This window comes from Acetobacter lovaniensis (assembly GCF_014207635.1).
Lineage (GTDB): Bacteria > Pseudomonadota > Alphaproteobacteria > Acetobacterales > Acetobacteraceae > Acetobacter > Acetobacter lovaniensis.
This window is the reverse complement of record NZ_JACHIE010000008.1, coordinates 124,146-140,915: the sequence shown is the minus strand read 5'-3', so window position 1 is coordinate 140,915 and position 16,770 is coordinate 124,146. Positions and strand designations below refer to the sequence as shown.

Sequence of the window (16,770 nt, the reverse complement as noted above, 5' to 3'; positions counted from 1 at the left end):
TTTTGACAATGCTGCTGTCGAAACATTTTTCAAAAGTCTGAAGGCGGAACGGCTCTGGAGACAGAACTGGTCAACCCGTCGCGAGGCTACGGTCGTCATCTTCCAGTATATCAATGGGTTCTACAATCCACGCCGACGCCATTCATACCTGGGCGGCATCAGCCCCCTCGCTTTCGAAGCAAGAGTGGCGTAATCACTTCCTGACCGGCACAAAACCGTTACAAGTCCACTTTTTCCATCCGGTTGACCCGGTCCGGCGGACCGGTACGCGCGAGCGCCTGGGGCTGCATGCCGCCATCGTGCTGTCCTTCACGCTGGGCGGCGTGGCCGGTGCCTTTCTGTATGGCTGGTGGTCTGCCCCGTTTCTGCTGGCGCTGGCGGGGCTTCTGGCCTGTCTTGCCCTGCCGGGCGCGCTGTAGCATGAGCCTGTGGCGGAACATGAACCGGCGTTGGTTCAGGTTTACGGGGAGAAGCATCGCTGATGTGCAATCTCTACGCCATGACATCAAACCAGAAAGCGATCAGGGAAATCGCAAAGGTTCTTGATGATCTGACCGGCAATCTTCAGCAATTGCCAGAGATATATCCGAATACAATGGCGCCTGTCGTGCGGAACGGGGAGGGTGGCCGTGAACTGGTCATGGCGCGCTGGGGCATGCCGACGCCGCCCGGTTACTTGAAGGGACGCAAGGTCGACCGGGGGGTGACCAACATCCGCAATCCGTCCTCGACATGGTGGAAGCGCTGGGAGGGCGTGCAACATCGTTGTCTGGTGCCACTGACGGCCTTCTCCGAGCCGGAACATCTGCCCGACGGGACATCACGACCGGCGTGGTTTGCGCGGAATGAGGGGGAGCCGTAGGCTTTTTTTGCCGGGATATGGTGTCGATGGACGTCCGTGCGCAAACTGGCGGACGGGGAGACAACGGATGATCTGTTCGGGTTTCTGACCACTGGCGCCAATCGGGAAGTGGGCGCGATCCATCCGAAAGCCATGCCTGTGATCCTGGTGCAACCGGAGGATATGGAGCGCTGGATGACGGCACCGGCAGCGGAGGCTCTGGAGCTTCAGCGGCCGCTCCCTGATGGGCTTTTGTGTCGGGTGCAGGCTGGCTCTGGCTGACTGAGGGGCGGGATCATACTGCCATGTTCGCGACGCTTGATACATCGCAACGACAGAGCGGCTTATTGGATCGTATGGATGATAAGATTTCTCGCTATCAGCCCTTTTCAGAAAAAGGACATGCGCCATGAGATACGCTCACAGTAATTATGAGGCTTTTGTCCAGCCCCCGGCGCCAGAGGGTATGGAAGGACGATCAGCGTGGATCGTGGGCGGTGGTCTGGGAGGCATGGCAGCAGCAGCTTTCCTGATCCGGGACGCGGGCATGGCGCCTTCAGCCATCACCATTCTTGAGGCTTCGGACAACGACGGTGGTGCGCTGGACGGCGCGGGGAATGCGGAGACCGGCTGGCTGATCCGCGGCGGTCGGGAAATGGAAGAGCAGTTCGAATGTTTGTGGGATCTGTACCGCTCCATTCCCTCACTGGAAATTCCTGAAGCTTCGGTGCTGGATGAAGTCTGGCAGGTTAATCAGGCCGATCCGTCCACAAGTCCGGTCCGCGCCATGTGCAATCGCGGGCAGCCCCTCGCCGATCGTGACAGGCTGACACTCACGGGAAAGGCGCGGCGCGAGATCATTGCCCTGATTCTGACCGATGAGGATGAACTGGCGGGAAAGACGATCGCGGATGTGCTGTCCGGCGATTTCATGACGTCGAATTTCTGGCTGTTCTGGCGGTCGATGTTCGCGTTCGAGACCTGGCACAGCGCCATTGAGATGAAGCGCTATCTCGCACGGTTCGTGCATCAGATTCTCGGACTGAAGGATCTGCATACGCTGAAATTCACCAGATATAATCAGCAGGAATCCCTGAGCAGACCACTAGCCACATGGCTTGCCGATCAGGGCGTCGTGTTCCGTCATGGCGTGAAGGTGACGAATGTTGCCGTTGATGCGTCGGGCAGAACGAAAGTTGCGACCCATCTCGACTGGCTGGAAAATGGCGCGGTTACCGGTGTTGACCTGGGTCCGGCCGATCTGGTGTTCGTGACTAACGGTTCCATGGTGGAGAATTCACGCTGGGGCGACCATCATACACCCGCGCCGATTGATACGACCATCGGAGAGGGGAGCGTCTGGCAGCTCTGGCGCAATATCGCAGCGCAGGATGCTGTTTTCGGTAACCCTGATGTTTTCTGTAGCGATACAAAAAAATCCCGCTGGCTATCGGCAACTGTTACGACCCGGGATGCGCGGATTCCGGAGCTTGTAAAACGAATTACGGGGCGTGATCCGTTTTCGGGGAAAATCATCACGGGTGGTCCGGTCACGATCGCGGATTCATCCTGGCTGATGAGCTGGGTGGTCAGCCGTCAGCCTCATTTCAAGGGTCAGCCCGAAGGCCAGATGGTGGCCTGGCTCTATGGTCTGTTCAGTGACGTGCCGGGCGATTACGTGAAAAAGCCCATGCAGGACTGCACGGGGGAGGAAATCACCCGTGAGTGGCTGTTCCATATGGGCGTGCCAATGGACCAGATCGACGACATTGCGGCGACAGGGGCGACGACGCGTCCGTGCTTGATGCCGTTCATCACGGCGCAGTTCATGCCACGCGCACCGGCTGATCGGCCGAAGGTGGTGCCGGATGGGAGCATCAATCTCGCCTTTCTCGGTCAGTTCGCCGAAACGCCACGCGATACGGTCTTCACGACGGAATATTCCGTCCGCACGGCGATGGAGGCAGTCTATACCCTGTGCGGCGTCAGGCGCGCTGTGCCGGACGTGTCGGACGGCATTTTTGATGTCCGGATGCTACTACAGGCGGCAGCGGAACTGCGGGATGGCGAGAAGGTCCCAGCGTCGGGGCTGATCAGGCACCTGACGCAGGGAACGGAGATTGACGATCTGCTGGAGCGCTACGGGCTGGTTTGATCTTATTGTCAGATGCCGAAGCGGACTTACTGCTTTCGCCTCTTCTCAGACATATAGTTGCTCGAGTTGCTTTCCGCATAGCGGACATGAAACATCTTTTTTCTGTCGACAAGAGAAGGAAACGGCTGTTCGATGCACATGCTAAGCTAGCACTACAGTTGCATTTTATGTTGAGTTCTGAATCTATGGGTAACCCTGATTCAGGATATGATGAGTGGCGGCGCATCTGTTGAAGAGACGCTGGATTTGTGGGCGTCCGGGCTTCGGTCCGCCAAGGAGCGGATCGCGCCGTTGTTTACGCAGAAGCGTGCCGCAGCTTCTGCGTGCGCCTTTCTTGACGTTCTGATTGGTAATGACCCCCGCAAGACGGGATGGATGCGAGCGGAAGCTGCGGGAGATCCCGGTCCATGGCGGCAACAGGCGCTTCTGGGGCGCGGGCACTGGGATGCCGATGCCCTTCGTGATGTCGTCAGGGAGCATGTGGTCGAGCATCTGGGCACTGAAGATGGCGTGCTGGTCATCGATGAGACCAGTTTTCTGAAGAAAGGTCAGGCGTCCTGCGGTGTGGGGCGGCAGTATACGGGCTCTGCTGGCAAAATTACGAACTGCCAGATTGGTGTATTTGCCACCTATGTATCGGCGCGGGGCCACACCTTTGTTGACCGCGCCCTGTATCTTCCAAAAGACTGGACATCGAGCTGTGAGCGCCTGAAGCAGGCCCACGTTCCCGATGACGTGGTGTTTGCAACCAAACCGGCGCTGGCCTCGATGATGATTGAGCGGAGTCTTGAGGCCGGTGTGCCCTTCCGCTGGGTTGCAGCAGACAGCGTGTATGGTGTTGGCTATGTGAAACGCACGCTTCGCCGGGCAGGGATTGGATATGTCCTTGGGGTCAAAGGCAATCACTGGTTCGGGTCATGGGCGACAAACCCACTGATTGCAGGAGAAGCCAAAGATATTGCCGCAAATCTGCCAGAGCAGGTCTGGCATCGCCTGTCTGCGGGACACGGCACAAAAGGTGAGCAGCTGTATGACTGGGCGTATCTTCCGCTTGCTGATCTGGATGCTGAAGAATTTGACTGCCCTATAGCCGGACCATAGACACGTGGCCTATTGATCCGCCGAAACATCGCCGATGGAGACCTTACCTATTTTACAACCTGGTGTCCGAAAGGGACAACCATGCAAGAACTTGTGAACGTTGAAGGGACGCGCTGGAGAATCGAAGAATGTTTCGAGACGGCCAAAAACGAATTCGGTCTTGATCATAACGAAACCCGTTCCTGGCATGGTTGGCATCGGTATGTCCCTCTGGTCATGCTCGCCTATGCCGTCATGGCCAGTGTCCGTTACCAGGCAAACTCACAAAAACCGAAAAAAACATAACGCAGAACACGATAGTCGTCGTCTGCTGGTCCATACAAGAAATCAGGCGTCTCGTCGTAAAGCTTGCACAACGCAGACTACCCGTCGCTCACATCCTCAGATGGTCCGCCTTTCGACGAACACATCAGGCCAGCGCTATCCGCGCTCACTCACGACATAAAATGCAACTGTAGTGCTAGGGCATTGTCGTAGCTGTCACCAACCGTGCCGACCGAGGCGTCTATGTCAGCCAGCGCCAGGCGTTCGGTATATCGGATCGACAGATATTGTGATCCACGATCCGAATGGTGGATCAGCACCTTATTTCCCGCTGGCTTTCGTTGCCAGTCTCTCTCCGGTAAACCCGGGGCAGTTCAGTCCAACCAGGTTCCGGGCTGCATTTTCCACTCTGATCGCGGTAGCCAGTATTGCTCGCACGATTTTCAGAAGAAACTTGAGGATGATAAAATGACCCCGTCCATGTCCGGCAAGGGAAACTGCTTTGATAATGCCGCCGTCGAAACCTTCTTCAAGAGCCTGAAAGCCGAATTCCTCTGGCGACAGACTTGGTCGACAAAGCGGTAGGCAACCACTACCATCTTCCAATACATCAACGGTTTTTATAATTCGTGGCGGCACCCTTCGTACCTCGGCAATATCTGCTCGCTCGCTTTTGAGACCAAAGCCGCTTAAAAAGAACACATACCCGCACAAAACCTGCACAAGTCCAAAACCAAGCTGCTTCATCATCCATCCTCACACCAAGGATCAAATCATAGTCAACAGTTCAGAGCTAAGGTGTTTTTAGAACCGTCCAGGTTGATGTGCGTTTTTAATTTCAGCATTGGAAAATTAAAGAAAGTTTCAAAATACTTATTGATTAATATATTTTTTCAAAAAGATAGTAGTTAATTTATAAACCTTGATCTCTCGATCATATAAATACTGATGCAGAAAAAAGTGATCATGCTTCCTGCTTCCATGGCGAGTGTGAATGAGCCGGTATGCTGGATGATAAAACCTGTCAATAAAGGCGACAGTGCCCCCCCGAGTGATCCGCCTACATTCTGGATGGCTTCCATGGTAGCAATTGATTCTTCGGCAACAACGATTGTGCCGAGTGTCCAGCTTCCCGTCATGGCAATGCCGGTGGCGAACAGGGCTATTGCCATACAGACCAAAGACAGCAATGTGGTGGGGCATAATGGTACGGCGGCTGTTGCCACGGCGGCAATAAGAAGACCCATAATAAGCGGCTGATAGCAGGCGCGCGAGGGTGTATAATCAGTTTCTCCAAGAAATTTGATAATAACACCGCCAATGAGGCTGCCAAAAAATCCCGCTAGCTGCGGAATGGAAGAAAGAAAGCCCGCCTGTGCGGCATTCATGTGCCGGGCAGTCTGGAAGTACGTCGGCAACCATGCGGAATAGAGCCATTGCAGGTAAATAATACTGGCACAACCAATAGCCATTACCCAACTAACACGCTGAGCAAGGAGAAAGGTCAGTTCCTGTCTGGCGGTTTGTTTGGGCTTGGCGACGGGCTCATGTTCTGGCGGGGGGGGCTTTTGGTAAAACATACCCCATGTCAGACTAAGAAGGATGCAAAGCCCGCCAAGAGTACAAAACATGGAGCGCCAGCCAAATTGGTGCGCAATAAGGCCGAGCAGCGCTGGAGCCAGCACCTGCCCCAGAGAAGAAGAGGCATTGAACAGGCCGATCGGAACAGCGCGTTCTGCACTATTGTACCAAGCAGTTATGATTTTGGTCCCAACCAGAAACAGTGGTGCTTCACCTAACGCCAGAAGGCAGCGTGCCGCGACCAAAGTGCTAGCATTGCTCGCCCAGGCTGTAAGAAGTTGCGCCAAGCCCCAGACCATCAGGCAGCCAGTCAGCAGAGAGCGGGCCTTTATGCGGTCGGCCGCCAGTCCTGCAGGGATCTGACAGACCATGTAAATGGTCGCAAAGGATGATAGGACAAGCCCCAAGGATGTGTAGGAAAGCCCGAATTCCCTTGCTATGTCAATATTGACTATGGCCAGAGCTGTTCTGTCCATATAACTGACACATCCTGCTATAATCAGAAAAAATAGGACAATGTGCCGTGTCCGTATATGTTTTTTTTGTGCGGTTTTACCTGTTGTAATGGACATGCGCACCTAACGAATTACAAGAGTTTAAAGACGATGATTATGTGTACAAACCAGCCTGAACGGGAGGCTTATGCGGATTTATAAGCTGGGCATGGTGGAGAGTATTTGTTGCAGCCAGTTGGACATTTCATGCGGCTGAATGGAAGATTTGCGGATCAACCCATCAAAATGGGTCTGCATTTGCAAAACAGTGTCCTGATCATTGAAGACAATATACTGGCTACCTGCATAAATTGCAGCGCGCAGGCTACCAAAGATTGTGTATGGAACAGAATGGTAGAGGCGCTCGTCAAACAGAAATATGCGTAGTGAGGGGTAGAGTTCTACCACGCGTATTATCATATGTTCGATCTGGGCCCGCCGCATGGCCAGTGATAATCCATTCCACGGGAATGTACCTTCGCTTAGGCTGATAATGGCCTGAGTTGGCAGGCATATCTCCATGTCGGAGCTTGTTCTGCGGTTATAACCAAGGTTGCTGGTAATGCTCTGGATTGTCGTCTGATCGTAATGGCGCGCTCCTAGTTCCCACGCGACGACATCCTGAAGGCAAAGGATGTCGGGTAAATGGTGTGGTATATAACGTATTTTTAGCTCACGCGCTTCATCATGCCATTGTGTCAGCAGTGGAATATTATAATATTCTGAATTCTCGGCCATTTCTGTACGGCTGGAGTGGCTTGGATCTGCTGTCTGTGCAATTCCCAGCAACCAGTCAACCGAAACGCCGTATTGCAACGCAATGCGTGTAAGCGTGTCGGCGCGTGGCAGGCGCACTGCGTCTGTTGTAAGTAACTGGCTCAGTGCTGAGCGGTCAATGCCAATACCTTCTGCAAATGCCGAGCGACTTTTGCCGGACGCCTGAATAAGGGAAATCATGCGCTGCTGGAAGGTGACGGATATCAGACGTTTATCCATGCTTATTCAACCATTTTAAATAGTATATAATGTGACATTTGTAAACATATTTTACATAACACTCATTGAAAAGATATTTTTTGCGTAAGAATATGTATTTTATGGAACGCAAAATAAATATACATAAAAATATGTGCAATTCAGGTTGGCAGGCTTTTATTCGGACATCCTTGCCGGAATGGCCCACATGGCTTGCCATTGTGTTCTGTTACGGCAGTTGGTGGTCCTTGGGGTATTGGCTTTATCCCGTAGCCCCATGGGCTGCATTGGCCGGGTTAGCGATTGTTGTCGCATTCCATTCCTCTTTGCAGCATGAGGCCATTCATACGCATCCAACGCCATCTGCTCTATGCAATGAGTTGCTGCTCGGGTTGCCGCTGGGGCTGGCTTATCCTTACCGGCGCTACCGCGAGACCCATTTGCAGCATCATGATGATGAACGCCTGACAGACCCTCATGCTGACCCTGAAAGTTATTATTGGGACGGAAATGACTTGGCAAAGCTGGGACGTGTCTATCGGTTTATGCTCAGCATAAACCAGACTCTTCTGGGGCGTCTGCTGCTGGGGCCGTTGTTGGGGAGTGTACGATTTTTTCTCGTGGATATGCGCCGTATTGCTGCGGGTAACTGGGGGGTGACACTGGCATGGGTTATTCACGCTGTGTCCATTCTGATCGTTGCGATCATTGTGACGCGTGGCTTCAGTATGTCATTCTGGCTTTACGCTCTTGGCCCCGCATACATTGGGACGTCTCTTATTGGCATGCGCTCCTTTTGTGAGCATCGGTGGCATGACGTAACGGGAGGAAGAACCATTATTGTAGAGGGTTCACTGCTTTCTTTTCTATTCCTCTTTAATAACCTGCATAGTGTTCATCATCGTTACCCTGGCCAGCCGTGGTTTCGGATGCGCAAGCTATACTATGCAGACCGGACTGCATGGCTGACTTTGAACCATGGTTATGTTTTTAAAGGGTATCGGGCAATTCTTCGGCAGTATCTGCTGCGCGCCAAGGAACCGCTGCTGCACCCTGCGCAACAAACGTCTGGAGAAAAACACCAGTCATGAAATTTGTTGCCAGTATGCCAATGTATGATCAGCCGCAGGATCTTGGTGCGTTGGATGCAACATGGATTCAGTTGCGCGATGCTTTGCGCCAAAACGGCGTGCCCGCACCGGATGCACTTGTCCGTCGCAATGCTGATCTTCCGCCCGTGCCGGGGGGGATACGGGATGCTGCAGGGCGTCTGGTTGCACCAGACCCCGCTTCCTTACCCCCGGACGAATTGGACCTTTCGGCTCTGTGGCGACACCCGGCCTTATTGTTTGGGGAAACATGCTGGGGACCATTACAACATGGGTTGGACGAATTTGTGCATGTTGTTGCGCAGAACAGCTACGATGGGCTGACGGGCGGGCAGGGGTATTTTTATCGCAGTGCACTAGTGGTGTTACGTGGGCATCATAATGCATGGGATGCCTTGCCAACGTCTTCTTTCAATAGTGTTCAGGCCATGACCGGGCAGCACTTTGTGTTTAACGACCGTGTGTCGCAATCCGGTTATCTGTCTGTTGTCCGTGATTTGGAGGTCATGGGGGCCTCTCTGGATGTCTGTTCCAGAACAACCGTAACGGGGAGTCACCTTGCTTCCATCATGTATGTTGCTAACGGCAGTGCGGACATTGCCGCAATTGATTGCCGGACATGGGCCTTGTTCCGCCGGGCAGACCCTGTAACGGCTGATCGTCTGCGGGTCATAGGCTGGACAATGCCATCTATGGGTTTGCCATTTGTTTGTTCGCGCCACGTGCACAGTGCGCTCCGTCGAACGGTTGCTGCGGTGGCGCGGACTATTATGCTCCCCATTCGGTATAATTATTATGTGTAGTCTCTGCGGGTCCCGTGCTGCGGCATGCCGACCATGCTTTATCGGGCATGCGGTATGCTTTCTTTGATTTTTTATTATCAAAGAAAAACGTAATTTGCTTTAATAACGCACGTTAAGTGTTGGTAAATAAATAACACTTAAAATGGTGATATTGCGCGTGTATGGCGGTGTTCCGCCGCAACCGGCATCTCCCATACGTAAGTACGTCGCTGGAACCGAGGCAGGTATGGAAGTATCGACCCTGATCTATTTTGTAAGCCTCGTTCGCAATCATTCCGTGCATAATGCGGCTGTGGAGTTGAGCGTCAGTCCAACAACCATAAACCACGCGGTCTATGCGCTTGAGCAGAGCGCGGGGGTTCCCTTGTTGCTGCGGAATGCCCATGGCCGAGAGGTTGTTCCTACAACAACAGCATATGGCGAAAGTTTTCATCGCACGTCAGTGCTTTTTCTTAAGTCTTGTCTGAGTCTTATCTCTCCAGCGGATAGAGAGGTAAGCGCAGAGTTAAGTGAACAGGACCTGCATACAATAAGGCAGTCGGGCATAACGTTTAGAATGATCTCTTATTTCCTGCATGTGTGTGATGCGGGCAGTATTTCCGCTGCGGCAAAAGGGCTTGCGGTTACACAGCCTGCACTCTCGCGTCAGATTGGCAAGTTTGAGACTATTCTGGGCTTTCAGCTTTTTGAGAGAATGCATACAGGCATGCAACTGACTGCTGCAGCGTGGCCATTCAAGGACATATGCCAGACTATGGCGCTTCTTTTTGATCGCCTGAGACGAAGCCTTAGTCTTGGATATTCCCGCGCGGTCAAAGACCTTAAGCTTGCAGCAATGATTCCATCCAGCAGTAAAAGTGCTTTGGCCTCCCTGCTGGCCGGGCTTATTCCGCTTTGGCACAACCGTGCTTATCAACCGTCCCTGAGCATTACAACAATTGTGGTGCCAGCCATTATTGCGGGTCTGCTTGATAAAACCTACGATGTTGGCTTGGCAGATGTTATTGATGTGCCCGCAAAATTGGATTTTCTTGATTTTGAAACATCGCCTATTTTTCTGGTTTTTGGGAAAACTGATCAGAAACTCATCTTAAATGATGATCCGGCAAGCATTATAGCTGCGAGCACCATGGCGTTGCCAAGCTTTGGTACCGGCATGCGCTCTCTTACAGATGCGTATCTGGAGGGGGCAGCCGTGCGACCACGAGCCGTGCTGGAAACACAGTCCATGTCTCTTATGCTCCGGCTTGTGGAAGACAACATTTGCTGTGCCATTCTGCCAGCAGGGTCGTTTGAATACCACAATGTTTTTTCCAAACAGTTGCCTAGGCGATTTTCGCGCACAATCCGCCTGCTATGGCGGCGCGATTATAGCAATATGGATGTCATTAGCCGCCTGACATCAGCATTGCAGGAAATCCGCTCGGGTTCGCGATGTTGTTAAGAGCGCATGCCTTCCATTGAATTCCAGAACCCAGAAATGACAACGAAAGAAAAATGCTATGATAAAGAAACGTATTTTTTTAACTATATCAACCCTTCTGAGCGGTATCGGGTCTCCGTTGTTTGTCTATGCTCAAAACAATGCGGCACCAGCGGTTATTAAAAGTGACCTGGAAAAACGAGCAGAAAAAAATGACGGAAAAAAGAAAAATACCGCAAACAATGTAGAATCCATTGCCGTTTTTGGGCATGGGTCTACCCGCCAGACAATGTCCATTGGCCGTGCCAGCATGCAGCAGAGTGTTCCCGGAACATCTGCGCTCAAGGTGCTAAACGAACTGCCGGGCGTTTTATACCAATCTGCTGACCCCTTTGGTGTGTATGAATATTCCAGTCAGATATTCATGCGTGGCTTCAGCCAGTCCCAGCTTGGGTTTACACTGGATGATGTACCTCTGGGCGATCAGCAGTTCAATAACTATAATGGACTTGGCATTACACGCGCTATTATTTCCGACAATATTGGCAATGTGAATGTCTCTCAGGGAGCTGGGGGTATTGATGTTGCCTCGACGAGCAATCTGGGGGGCGCGGTGGAAATCCATTCCATGGACCCGTCACACAAGCGCGGCGGTGCTGTCTCCCAGACATTCGGGAGCAATGCGACGTTTCGGACTTTCGCGCGGCTAGATAGCGGAGACCTTAACGAATCTGGCACGCGCTTTTCCGTTTCCTACGCCCGTCTGAACGGGGATTTGTGGAAAGGGCATGGTTACGATCATTCAGATCAGGTCAACGCCAAACTCGTTCAGCCTTTGGCGCGGGAGTCATCGTTCAAGGTCTTTTTTGACTGGAGCTCGACCCAGCAGTTTGACTATCAGGACATGACCAAAAACTGGCTTTCTACCGCAGGGTCAAGCCTGTCCAATTATTATCCTGATTATACTGCGGCCTATCAGGCAGCACAGGGGACTTATCCTGCGCAGATCAGCAAGACAAATGACCCCAAGGATGCAGCCTATTATGCAGGGACAGCCAACAGGGTGGATTATCTGGGCGGGGTTACGCTGGATGAAAACCTGACGTCAAACCTGAACTGGAAAACCACCCTTTATGGGCATGCAGATACAGGGTACAGTACGTGGACAACACCCTATAAAGCCTCGCCCAATGGAGCGCCCCTGTCGCAGCGGGTGCAGCAGCCACAGGTTGCGCGTGGCGGGTTTGAAAGTGCTGTAACATGGAAAGTCGCACGGCATACGCTTAATGCTGGCGTCTGGTATGAATACGGAAACTTTGAAACCGGCCGTTATTTTTCTCAAGCGCCCTTTCTGGGGCAGGGCACGCTTGGTAACCCCACAAACGGTTTTCCGGGGGACAAGATATTCGCAACGGCATGGCATGAAGCGTTTTCGTCCAACACATTTGTGTTTCACATGCAAGATACCTACCGTGTGACAGATACACTCAAAATCAATGCTGGTTTCAAATCCATGATTGTGAATGCCGGTAACAGCGTTCTGGCGCAGGACCAGACAATTAACGGCAAACTTATTGCACAAGGGCGTCTTGAAGCCTCTAATGCCTTTTTGCCCCAGATTTCGGCCAACTGGCGTTTTTTGCCACATCATGAGCTGTTTTTTGATGTGTCACATAATATGCGTTCTTTCCCAGAGGATGGGTTTGCCACCAATATTTCGGCAAGCCCGTGGACAGCCTCTCAGGCCTCGTTTCAGGAAACCAAGAAAAATCTGCGGCCGGAGACAGACTGGGTTTATGAGGGCGGATACCGCTTTAGTTCGCAGTATATTAGTGCGTTGGCCTCCCTTTACCGGATCAATTTTTCCAATCGTTTACAGTTGATTACAAACTCGGCGGGTATCAATCCGATTACGGCAGTGCAGAATGTTGGTGGTGTTACAACTAACGGGGCAGAGGCCAGCATTACGCTGCGGCCCGTGCATGGGTTATCAATCTATAATTCGTTTTCGTACGCCCATTCGACTTATGACCAGAACGTTGTTACCTCCAATGGCCTGCAGGCAACCCGTGGCAAGCTGGTCCCCAATTATCCGCAGTTCATGTATAAAGCTAATATTGCCTATCAATTGGGCGACCTTAACCTGCATGTGGACGGGTCCTATATTTCGCGGCGGGAACTGACGTACACAAATGACCTGCATGTGCCGGGATATTTTTTGATGAATTTTGGCGCACGGTATAATTTCGGTGATGCAGGACCGTTTAAAGGTATCAATGCCAGCTTCAATATCTATAATCTGGCGAACAAGACGTATATTGCGACCACCAACGAGCTTGGGAATAATTTTGTCAACACAGGCTATAATTACTTCCTTATGGGTGCTCCCAGGCAGTTTTTTGGCACAATTAGCACGGCGTTCTAATGGCAGATTATTTTGACAGTCCGAGTGTTCTTCTGGTGCCCGGTCAAACGGTTATTGCTGATATTGAGCGTATTGCGCTGACCCGGCACAAGGTTCTGCTATCACCTCAGGCACTGGCGCATATCGCGTCAGGTCATGCCTGCCTGTTGCGGCATATTGCTGCGGGTACAACGATTTATGGTGTGAGTACCGGGCTTGGCGCCAATGTGGACATAGCGCGCCAGCCAAGCACGGCGCAAGCACAACAGAACGATGTACTCTGGGCTCGTGCAAGTGGCACAGGGCCTGCTGCGACCGATGCACAGGTCCGTGCCATGGTGGCTGTAAGGCTGGCGCGGCTGGCACTGGGGAGGTCGGGTATTTCTCCTGCCGTGGCAATGGCGTTGGTTGATATGCTCAATTACCACATTACGCCGGTTGTTCCGCTTGTTGGTGCTTTGAGTGAAGGAGATCTGGCACCAATGGCCCATATTGCCAGTCTTTTTACAGGCAAGGGCCATGCCAGCGTAGCAGGGAGGGGCCAGGTCTCGGGGGCTGAAGCGTTTACGCAGGCAGGGTTGTCGTTGCCTGCTCTGGGCCCCAAAGACGGGCTTGCCCTTATCTCCTCTAATTCTGCGTCCATCGGGCTGGCCTGCCTTAACCTTGGCAGTATCAGCAGGCTCATGCGTGCGCATATTGCTGCGTTTGCTTTGTCGTGCGAGGGGTTTTGCGCAAACCTCTCACCTTTCCAGCCGCAGAGTGTGCAGTTGCGCGCCGCTGCAGGGCAGGCGGAGGTCAGTCATGCCCTCCTTGGTTTGTTGGATGGGGGGACATTGCATCAGGACGGACTTGCGCGCCGGTTGCAGGACCCGATCAGCTTCCGGAGTGCTGGATCCATTGCAGGGGCTGCATTAAAAAGTCTGCAACAGGTGCAGCGTGCCGTTGACCTCGAGCTCTCTTCTAGCGATGACAACCCGGCCGTTGTGGCGGAAACAGACAGCATTATCCCGAACGGGAACTTTGACCCGACGCATGTGGCGGTTGTGGTGGATGCCCTGCATCTGGCCCTTGCAAAAATGGCTGCTGCAACCGGGGAACGGGTTATCAAGATGATGTCTTCCTCAGTGTCTGGTCTGCCACGCTTTCTGGCTGAAGCAGAGGGAGATGGTACAGGCTTTGCTCCCGTGCAAAAAACGGTTGCGGCACTGGTGGCAGAAATTGTGCATGATGCAACGCCCCTGTCGCCCGTGGTTATACCCGTGGCTGAGCGGGTGGAGGATTATGCTTCTTTGCTCTTTCCTGCCCTATGTCGTGGGCAGCGCCTGATTGCGCGTATGTATGAGCTGACTGCCATAGAAATCATGGTAGCAGCGCGGGCCATTACCCTGCGCCCTCCTGTAAGTCTGGGGCGTGGCACTCAGGCGTTAATGGACAGGCTGGCTCCCTTATGTCCCCGCTTGCCGCTGGAACAGCCAGTGGCGGATAACATGGGCCATCTTGTACAGGTCATAGAACGCCCGGATTTTTGGGCAGACTTCAGCATTCTGGCTGATAAAGTATAGGTAATTCTGCTTCCTGTTTGTGCAGGACAGCAAAGAGTTTTTCAGGAAAAGTAAAAATATGACCGATGTCCAGATCAACTATCTTAATGGTGCAGATGTCGCCCGTCTTTCCCTAACGGACCATGAGATCATGGAGGCTGTGTCAGGCGCCCTTGCAGCGCAATCCCATGGGCAGACGGTGGTTGAACCACGGGTGCATCTTGTGCCCGAGAGTTCGGACAAAGGTCATTTTAATGTCCTGCGTGGTGTTATTCAGCCACTTGGTCTGGCTGGTGTGAAAATTGTTGGTGATTTTGTAAACAATTACAAACAGAATCTGCCATCCGAAATGGCGGTGCTCAATCTGTTTGACCCCGTGACCGGCATGCCTAAAGCTATTATTGACGCAACACGGATTACAGATATGCGCACAGGAGCGATGACCGCACTGGGCGCGCGTTTTCTGGCTCCCAGAAATAGCCGCATACTTGGCCATATTGGTACACGCGGAACGGCGTACTGGAATATCAGACTACTTGATCATATCTTTGATTTTGAGGAAATCCGTGTGCATTCCCGTAGACCGGAAAGTCGGGAGGCCTTTGCTCAGAGGCTGGAGCAGGATCTGGGTAAAAAGGTGACTGTTACAACAACATGGGAGGCCTGTCTGGACAGGGCGGATATTCTGGTAGAGGCCAGTCGGCTACCAGAGCCAGCACCACTCCTGAAAACCGAGTGGGTTCGCAAGGGCGCATTGATTATTCCATACGGTACCATGAGCGCACTCGAACTCAGCTTGACTGACGTGATCGATAAAGTGGTGGTGGATGACTGGGGGCAGTGCGGTCCGGGCCGTCCATACGGTGCTCTGCGCCAGCACGTGGATCAGGGGAAGATCACGCGTGAAACTCTTTACGCAGAGTTGTGTGATATTGTCGGGGGAAAATTACTGGGGCGGGAAAATGATGACGAGACAATCCTGTTCTGGCACCGTGGGTTGAGCATTACCGATATTGCATTGGGTGCCGCTCTGCTGAACAAGGCAACCAGACTTGGTGTTGGCCAGAAGCTGCAGTTTTGAAAACAATTTGAAGGACCTTCCTGATGAGGTAAATGATCTCCCTACGGCATCGATGTGCCATGATGGAGTTACCATGACACTAGAGGGTATTATGCACTTTGCATGAGGAGTTCGGCTACGTTTTTCAGCATGAACCCTGCGAAGGTGATGGTATGCATTGGGCGAGCGTTGAGGCGCAGCGTTCGTAGTCCTTGACCAATCTTCTGCACCGTGTCGCCCATGCGAACGATCTCTCCACGATCCAGCATCGGGGGCAGTAGCACAAACCCCGCTTTGCCTGAGGCGGCCTGACGATTTCGAGTGTGATATCCTGTTCTCTGGCAGCGTTTTCCGCTTTGGCCCCGGTATAGCCCTGATAAGCCCAGACCAGTTGCACGCTGCCGTCTGTTGCCTGCTGGATAGCCTGTGCCAGCGGTCCGACTTCGCCCTCTGCCGGGGGGACGTGCGGGGCCAGAAGATGACCTAGAGTATCGACTGCCATACGCAGCTTCGATCCCTTCTTTCTTTTCGCGCCATCATACCCGGTGCGTGATCCGCTCTCCTGTGGTAATCTTCCCCTTTTTAGTAGGGTTCTAACTGAGAATTCAGATAGCTTCTTTTTAGTTTCTGGGCGGGTGTGAACCCGCCGTTCCCCATGTTGGGTCTGTCATGGTTATACCGCCATATTTCGCGCGCAACCGGTAAAACGTGGCGTTGCTGATCCCATGCTCCCGGCACAAATCAGGAACAGAAACGCCATCTTCAGCCTGACGGATCACACCCATGATCTGGGCGTCAGTAAAGCGATCACTCTTCATCAGAATCTCCTCATCCTTACGCTGAGAAAATTCTCTTTCAAAAGCCACTTTTTTTATGGGTGGATTATCTAATGTTAACGCGTGCTGGCACTTATTGGCTACGGTGCGTGCCGGAGCCGAACGGGCTTTTTATGTAAATCAGAATGGATTTGAGATTGTAGCATGCGGCCTGAATAATTCTCTCTTTGCTAAACTCAGAGC

The 16,770-nt window shown here is 52.7% G+C and carries 12 protein-coding genes and 5 pseudogenes; 12 read left to right on the top strand and 5 right to left on the bottom strand.

Annotation, left to right across the window (positions count from 1 at the left end; genetic code table 11):
* The 5 genes and pseudogenes from HNR55_RS10520 to HNR55_RS10500 all read left to right on the top strand — a co-directional run.
* A partial coding sequence (locus tag HNR55_RS10520; protein WP_184382671.1) for an IS3 family transposase occupies nt 1-193 on the top strand: 193 nt, incomplete at its 5' end.
* Nucleotides 114-419, top strand: coding sequence for a DUF1275 family protein (locus tag HNR55_RS17225; protein ID WP_264813804.1), 306 nt, complete (start codon nt 114-116; stop codon nt 417-419). The genes HNR55_RS10520 and HNR55_RS17225, both read left to right, overlap by 80 nt.
* A gap of 62 nt (nt 420-481) precedes the next feature.
* A pseudogene (locus tag HNR55_RS10510) lies at nt 482-1,123 on the top strand (SOS response-associated peptidase).
* 127 nt (nt 1,124-1,250) lie between these two features.
* Entirely contained in the window at nt 1,251-2,996 is a 1,746-nt protein-coding gene (locus HNR55_RS10505; protein ID WP_166115178.1) for an oleate hydratase, read from the top strand.
* A 207-nt stretch (nt 2,997-3,203) separates the two neighbouring features.
* A pseudogene (locus HNR55_RS10500) lies at nt 3,204-4,382 on the top strand (IS701 family transposase).
* A 173-nt stretch (nt 4,383-4,555) separates the two neighbouring features.
* On the opposite strand, the pseudogene HNR55_RS10495 reads toward HNR55_RS10500, so the two are convergent.
* Nucleotides 4,556-4,681, bottom strand: a pseudogene (locus HNR55_RS10495) (IS3 family transposase); the annotation flags it as partial.
* 73 nt (nt 4,682-4,754) lie between these two features.
* Between HNR55_RS10495 and HNR55_RS16985 the strand changes: the two are divergent.
* Nucleotides 4,755-5,054: pseudogene (locus HNR55_RS16985) on the top strand (IS3 family transposase); the annotation flags it as partial.
* 215 nt (nt 5,055-5,269) lie between these two features.
* Here the strand turns inward: HNR55_RS16985 and HNR55_RS10485 are convergent.
* Nucleotides 5,270-6,514, bottom strand: a complete 1,245-nt coding sequence (locus HNR55_RS10485) for an MFS transporter (RefSeq protein ID WP_260400898.1) — start codon at nt 6,512-6,514, stop codon at nt 5,270-5,272.
* Between the two features lie 78 nt (nt 6,515-6,592).
* Nucleotides 6,593-7,432: a helix-turn-helix domain-containing protein gene (locus HNR55_RS10480; protein ID WP_166115172.1), complete on the bottom strand. Its 840-nt coding sequence runs from the start codon at nt 7,430-7,432 to the stop codon at nt 6,593-6,595.
* A gap of 131 nt (nt 7,433-7,563) precedes the next feature.
* Between HNR55_RS10480 and HNR55_RS10475 the strand changes: the two genes are divergently transcribed.
* From HNR55_RS10475 to HNR55_RS10450, 6 genes are all read left to right on the top strand, one after another.
* Nucleotides 7,564-8,502, top strand: a complete 939-nt coding sequence (locus tag HNR55_RS10475) for a fatty acid desaturase (RefSeq protein WP_166115169.1) — start codon at nt 7,564-7,566, stop codon at nt 8,500-8,502.
* Complete coding sequence (locus HNR55_RS10470) at nt 8,499-9,323, top strand: phosphate/phosphite/phosphonate ABC transporter substrate-binding protein (protein WP_166115166.1); 825 nt, start codon at nt 8,499-8,501, stop codon at nt 9,321-9,323. The genes HNR55_RS10475 and HNR55_RS10470 overlap by 4 nt, the downstream gene beginning before the upstream one ends.
* Before the next feature lie 226 nt (nt 9,324-9,549).
* Entirely contained in the window at nt 9,550-10,767 is a 1,218-nt protein-coding gene (locus tag HNR55_RS10465; protein ID WP_166115163.1) for a LysR family transcriptional regulator, read from the top strand.
* 58 nt (nt 10,768-10,825) lie between these two features.
* Nucleotides 10,826-13,171, top strand: coding sequence for a TonB-dependent receptor (locus HNR55_RS10460; protein ID WP_166115160.1), 2,346 nt, complete (start codon nt 10,826-10,828; stop codon nt 13,169-13,171).
* The gene (locus HNR55_RS10455; RefSeq protein WP_166115157.1) at nt 13,171-14,712 is read left to right on the top strand and encodes an aromatic amino acid ammonia-lyase; all 1,542 of its coding nucleotides are present in this window, start codon (nt 13,171-13,173) and stop codon (nt 14,710-14,712) included. The genes HNR55_RS10460 and HNR55_RS10455 overlap by 1 nt, the downstream gene beginning before the upstream one ends.
* A gap of 58 nt (nt 14,713-14,770) precedes the next feature.
* Nucleotides 14,771-15,772: an ornithine cyclodeaminase family protein gene (locus HNR55_RS10450; protein ID WP_166115154.1), complete on the top strand. Its 1,002-nt coding sequence runs from the start codon at nt 14,771-14,773 to the stop codon at nt 15,770-15,772.
* A gap of 124 nt (nt 15,773-15,896) precedes the next feature.
* Here HNR55_RS10450 and HNR55_RS10445 read toward each other — a convergent pair whose 3' ends face one another.
* Nucleotides 15,897-16,253: a transposase gene (locus HNR55_RS10445; RefSeq protein ID WP_242005545.1), complete on the bottom strand. Its 357-nt coding sequence runs from the start codon at nt 16,251-16,253 to the stop codon at nt 15,897-15,899.
* Nucleotides 16,254-16,425: 172 nt separating this feature from the next.
* A pseudogene (locus HNR55_RS10440) lies at nt 16,426-16,569 on the bottom strand (transposase); the annotation flags it as partial.
* Nucleotides 16,570-16,770: the final 201 nt, after the last annotated feature.